General features: G+C 66.4%; 2 protein-coding genes, 1 tRNA gene and 3 pseudogenes. 3 read left to right on the forward strand and 3 right to left on the reverse strand.

Features of this window, described 5'->3' with window-relative positions:
• Positions 1–142: 142 nt before the first annotated feature.
• Together ACYVE7_RS28095 and ACYVE7_RS28100 are read left to right on the forward strand one after the other, a co-directional pair.
• Positions 143–1,521 (forward strand): annotated as a pseudogene (locus ACYVE7_RS28095) (IS1380 family transposase).
• A 397-nt stretch (positions 1,522–1,918) separates the two neighbouring features.
• On the forward strand, positions 1,919–2,650 hold the full coding sequence (locus tag ACYVE7_RS28100; protein WP_460368770.1) for a hypothetical protein: 732 nt from the start codon (positions 1,919–1,921) through the stop codon (positions 2,648–2,650).
• A gap of 143 nt (positions 2,651–2,793) precedes the next feature.
• Here ACYVE7_RS28100 and ACYVE7_RS28105 read toward each other — a convergent pair whose 3' ends face one another.
• Together ACYVE7_RS28105 and ACYVE7_RS28110 are read right to left on the reverse strand one after the other, a co-directional pair.
• Positions 2,794–3,309, reverse strand: coding sequence for a DUF4352 domain-containing protein (locus ACYVE7_RS28105; RefSeq protein ID WP_460368772.1), 516 nt, complete (start codon positions 3,307–3,309; stop codon positions 2,794–2,796).
• Between the two features lie 150 nt (positions 3,310–3,459).
• Positions 3,460–4,188: pseudogene (locus ACYVE7_RS28110) on the reverse strand (C40 family peptidase).
• On the opposite strand from ACYVE7_RS28110, the pseudogene ACYVE7_RS28115 reads away from it, so the two are divergent.
• Positions 4,133–4,546 (forward strand): annotated as a pseudogene (locus tag ACYVE7_RS28115) (recombinase family protein); the annotation flags it as partial. The pseudogenes ACYVE7_RS28110 and ACYVE7_RS28115 sit on opposite strands and share 56 nt — an antisense overlap.
• An 867-nt stretch (positions 4,547–5,413) precedes the next feature.
• Here the strand turns inward: ACYVE7_RS28115 and ACYVE7_RS28120 are convergent.
• Positions 5,414–5,486 (reverse strand) — tRNA-Glu (locus ACYVE7_RS28120).
• Between the last annotated feature and the right edge of the window lie 69 nt (positions 5,487–5,555).

Genomic DNA, 5,555 nt, shown 5'->3' on the forward strand with positions numbered 1-5,555 from the left:
ACGCGTCGGGCCGCTCCGCGACCCGGGCCCACAAAACGCGCCCTCACCTGGGCAAATGCCTTAACTCACTGGCATTGCCCTGGCCTGCGATGGTCGGGCTTGCGACAGCAAGACCAGGGCGAGGGCAGAGAGCACTTTTCGAGTGAAGACTACGGGGCGGGGACCGAAGATCGTGGTGTCTTCGGATGGTTCGGGGGTCGTCTGCCAGGCTGGTGGCCTGCTGCTGGCCGAGACGTGGGGGTCTCGGGCCTTGGGCGGGGTCTGGCCGAGGCGCTCTCACCGTGGCGGAAGGGCCGGGCGGTCCATGACCCGGGCAAGGTGTTCGCGGATCTGGCGGTCGCGGTCGCGTTGGGCGGTGACTGCCTCGCGGATGTGGCGGTGCTGCGCGAGTGCCCGGAGGTGTTCGGTCCGGTCGCCTCTGATCCGACGGTGTCTCGGCTGGTCAGCACACTCGCGGGCGGCGGGACGAAGGTACTGGCTCGGTTGCGTGCCGCTCGGGCGGCGGCGCGGGAACACGTGTGGGCGCTGGCCGGCGACCGGGCGCCCGGCGCTGGTGGCGGGCTGATCCCGCTCGATCTGGACGCCACGATCGTGATCGCGCATTCGGAGAAGCAGGACGCGGCACCGACCTGGAAACGGACGTTCGGGCATCATCCGTTGGGCGCGTTCATCGGCCACGGGCCCGGCGGGACCGGACAAGCCGCCGTGGTCACCCTCCGTCCGGGGAACGCGGGGTCGAACACGGCCGCCGACCACATCACCACCGCCCGCACCGCCCTCGCCCAGATCCCCGACCATCTCCGCAAGCACGTGCTGGTCAGGACCGATTCGGGGGGCGGCACCCGCGAGTTCCTCACCTGGGTCACCCGCCGCAAGCTGCAGTACTCCATCGGGTTCAACCTCACCGACGACATCTGCGCCGCCATCGGTGCCCTGCCCGAACAGATCTGGGAAACCGCCTACGACGCCGACCGCCAGCCCCGGCCGGGCGCGTGGGTGGCCGAGCTGACCGGCCTGCTCGACCTGTCCTCCTGGCCGGACGGCATGCGCGTGATCGTCCGCCGTGAACGCCCGCACCCCGGCGCGCAGCTGCGGTTCACCGACGTCGACGGGCACCGTTTCACCTGCTTCGTCACCGGCACCCGGCCCGGCGGCGGCCGAGGCCAGCTCGCTGACCTAGAACTCCGCCACCGGCAGCGCGCCCGCTGCGAAGACCGCATCCGCACCGGCAAGGACACCGGGCTGCGGAACCTCCCCCTGCACGGCACCGCGCAGAACCAGCTCTGGCTGGAGATCGTCGCGATCGCCCTGGACCTGCTCGCCTGGATCCAACTCCTCGCCCTGCACGATCATCCCGCCCGCAGATGGGAACCCAAACGCCTCCGACTACGCCTGTTCTCCGCCGCTGGACGCCTGGTTCGCGGCGGTCGAAGATTCCGCCTCCGCCTCGCCCGCTCCTGGACCTGGTCGGCGCTCCTCGCCTCAGCGATCGGCCGACTCCAGACCCTGCCAGCGCCCTGACCAGCACACCCCACCCCGACAACCCCAGGAAGGAACACCACCAGGGCCCGTGGAACCCCGCCCACCCGACGCGACAGCCGGGCCACCCGCACGACCCCACCGCTGAAAATCAGCATTGTTCGGGTCGCCACGCGACCCGAACAACATCACGAAACATCGAGGCTAGATCTGGGGACGAACCATCAACCCGCGATCATGCTGTGACCAGCAGCCCCGCCACCAGCAGATGAAATGGGTTCAGTGGGATGTCTCCTGATCTGCGCACGGTTCGTTTGTGATACCGCAGGGGCTTCGGCATCGGCTTGATGACGATGGAACTTGTGTGAGGTCGTCAAGCTCCCGGGTTCAATAGCCTGCTTTGGGTTCGCGCGGACCTGACGCGGGTGGGTGGCTTGCTATGGATTTTGCTGGGCTTGCGAAGCCTGATGATCTGATTCTGCAAATTCTGCGGGATCTGTTCGGGCCGGCCGCAGTGCTGTTCGTGCTCTATCAGTTCGTGAAGGGATGGGTGGACGCTGCGCGGCTGGGCGGCAGGGCCGCAGGCCTGGTAGGGATGGCGATCCGAACCCTGGTTGCAGCCGGGGTTTCCACGGGAGGTGGGGCAGCGGTTGCCGTTGTCGCGACCGGTGGCCTGCTGGTGGGCTGGACGGTTATGGCGGACTTGCTGGCGAACTACATGGGCCGAGTGCTGGTCGGAGACGCATTCGGGGGGGTGCCCCTGCATGATCCGACGTTCTGGCAACTGCTGGAGTGGCCGGTGCCCAGCGATCCGTTTTCTCTCTACGTCTTCTGGATGCCGGTCGCAGTCAACGTCGTCTCGATTATCGCGGCGATCAGGGGTCGCTCCGCCCGTGGGCTGGTGCTCTTCCTGGCCTCGTGGGCGATTCTGATGTTCGCGGTTTTTTGTCTGGGGTCCGTGATGTTGAACGTCGAGGCATTCATCAACTGGCGTTCAGGGAAGGGATACCTGGCAGATATCGACAGCTCCGGGAAACTCGAAAGCCCCGTGATCATGGTGGTCTGGGCGGCGGGGATCGGCGCCTATCTTTGGGGAACCCTCGTCGTTTCGCGAGCGCCCGAGTGGGCTCGTGACGTGTGGAAGGCCGCGACGACGCCGACGACCTCGTAGAGTTATGAGCCGTATCGGTTCTCCCTGCCTACCACGATGGGTGAGCGCTGTACCGCCCTCAGGTCGAGGGCAGGTCTGTGTCCAGGACTCGCAGACTGCTGACAATCGTGAACCCACTTCGTCTCGGCAGACTTCGCGCCTGTTTAGCGGAGTGGTGATGTGATGCCGCCGGAGAAGGCCGAGTCGTGGAATTCGATGCCGGTGGGCTGGATTGATCGCGGGACGTCGAAGACCAGGATGGAGCGGGCTGAGTTGCCGGGGTTGATCTGTTCGAGGAACGAGTTGGCTGACTTGAGGTAGATCGCGGCGGTGGCGTCGGCGGAGTATTCCTTGTCGCCCGCGAGGAGTTTCTGGGAGCCGCCGTGGAAGGTTCCGGCTTCGTCGCCGTGGTTGGTGATGGTGATGTACACGAGGACGAACTTGCCCTGTGGCTTCTTCCCGAACGGTTCGCTGCCGATGGGTGTGGTCCGCTCACCGACCTTAGTGATCTTGAAGGTGAAGTCTCCGTCCTGGACCGGCGCCGGGGTAAGCGGTGCGGTCGCGGTGGAAAGGTGCGGCGGGCCGGATTCCGCGGTCGCGGCGTTGGCCGACACCGTGAGCGTGCTGGTCATCAGGAGACCGGCCGCAACCGCGATGCCCTTGGCGGTGATGGTCGGCATGGTCTTCTCCCCTCACTTCCGGTGCCCCGGCTCGGGCGCTGCGGACCGACCCTTCCAGCGTAGGAAGAAGACCGTGAAAAAGCGGCAAAGGGGTTGTGATGCCGGAGTCGTCGGGGAGTGACGATCTCTGCGGCTTCTGGTTCGCGCCGGTCAGCGGTTGCTGGGTCGGGGGGCTTCGATCATGTGGTTGTGGTCGAGGACCATGGCTACGTGGCCGGGGCTGGTCCAGGTGCCGAGGGCGCCTTTGAAGAAGACGAGGTCGCCGGGTTGTTGCCGGCCTTTGGGGATGTGGGGGAGGGCGCGCTACTGGTCTTCGGCTATGCGGGGGATGGTGATGCCTGCTTGGTGGAGGGCGTAGCGGGTGAGGCCGGAGCAGTCGAAGCCTTTGGTGCGGGCGCCGTGTTCGATGCCGTAGGAGGGGCCGGTGAGGGAGCCGCCGCCCCAGCTGTAGGGGGTGCCGAGCCAGCGCAGAGGTCGGTGGCGCTTTTGCTGATCTGTTCGGCGATGGCCGGGGCGGGGAGGTCGCGTTCGAACTCGTGGGCGAGGGTTTTGGTGAGGGCGGGCTGGGGGGTGCCTTTGCGGCTGGCTTGGAGGGCCTGGTCGATGGCGTCGCGTTGAGCCGGGGTGAGGGGCTTGGAGGCGCCGGTGCGGGAGGGTGTTGACGATCGAGTACGAGTTGGAGCAGGCGGGTGTGATGTTGCTGGCGGGTGATGAGCCGCTTCCGGATTTGCGGCCCAAGTCCGGTGGCAGGGCGACCAAGCGGGCGACGCCGCTGCTGACCCGGCGGGTGAAGCAGGCGGTGTCGGAGTGGTACGTCATGCAGATGCTGGAACAGTCCTGGGACGGTACCTGTGAGCACACCGAGCAGGGCTGGAACATCGGCAAACCCTGCTATGGGTACCGGGCGAACAAGTTCCCCCACCCCGTCGCGGCGAAGCGATCGGAAGGGCGGACGAAGACCCGGCTGGTCCCGCACGAGGTCGAGGGCCCGGTCGTCACGAAGATCTTCACGCTGCGGAAAGTCGGCAAGCACGGCTACGACACCATCGCGAACATCCTGAACGAGGACCTGGGCGCGAACCCGCCACCCACCCCCGGCGATCCGAGGCGGCGGCTGGGCAGGTGGAGTGGCGCGGCCATCCGGGAGATCCTCGCCAACCCGAAATACACCGGGTACATGGTGTGGAACCGGCGGGCGACGAAGAAAGGCGGGAAGAAGAACCCGCCCGAGGGATGGGTGTGGTCGTCCCGCCCGACCCACGAACCCCTCGTCACCAAGGAACTGTTCGCCTCCGTCACCCCCATCGGGAAGTACACGCGTGGGGTCCGGTCAGGTTCGGCCGCCAACCCCCACCCCCAGACGGTCCGTACCTACGCGTTGCGCTCCTACGTGGTGTGCGACCTGTGCGACCGGCGGATGTACGGCAAACATCGCAGGAACTCGGCCTACTTCGTGTGCGAGGTCGACATGCGACACCATTCCCAGCGCCGCGCCTGGTACGAGGAGCACTCCAAAAGCCTGTGGATCAGGGAGGACGACCTCCTCACCCTGGTCCACGAATTCTTTACCGACAGGGTGCTGGGGGAGAGTCACGGTGAATGGCTGGGCGCCGCCGTCGTGGCCGACACCGGAGAGAAGCCCGCACTCACCCGGCTCAAGGCCGAGCTGACGGGCCTGAACAAGCGGGTGAACAACCTGATGGTCCAGCAGGAGGAGTACGAGCCGACCGGGGATGAGGACATCGACCAGGAAGCCCGGGCCGGCCTGCGCGCCCGCTACGTCGAACTCCTCAAACAACGCAAAGCCAAGACGGCCGAGCTGACCGAACTGGAGACCGCCACCCGGCCGAAGCAGGACGACCCGACCCTGCTGGCCGAACTCCCCGTCACCGTCGACGGCCTCGCCGGAATCCCCGAAGAAGCCCAGCGAGCCCTGTACAGCAGCTTCAACCTCGAACTCCGCTACCTACCCCGAACCCACGAAGTGATCATCCGAGTGACGATCAAGGAGGACGCCATGCCCGCCATCAGAAGCCTCATCAACCAGAAAGAGGACCCGTCCGAAGACAGATCCTCTGGAGACAAGGGATTCCCTTGCTCTGCGTACCCCCAACGGGATTCGAACCCGTGCTACCGCCTTGAAAGGGCGGCGTCCTAGGCCACTAGACGATGAGGGCTGGGCTTGCTGGTCCAGTGTAGGGGATGGGTGGGGGAGGGGTGTAATCGGTATTTGGTTAGGGGGTGGG

This window comes from Actinocorallia lasiicapitis, from assembly GCF_054778695.1.

Excerpts from the sequence above, each read along its gene's own strand:
- ACYVE7_RS28100 (WP_460368770.1), top strand. The coding sequence starts at position 1,919 with ATGGATTTTGCTGGGCTTGCGAAGCCTGATGATCTGATTCTGCAAATT.
- ACYVE7_RS28105 (WP_460368772.1), bottom strand. The coding sequence starts at position 3,309 with ATGCCGACCATCACCGCCAAGGGCATCGCGGTTGCGGCCGGTCTCCTG.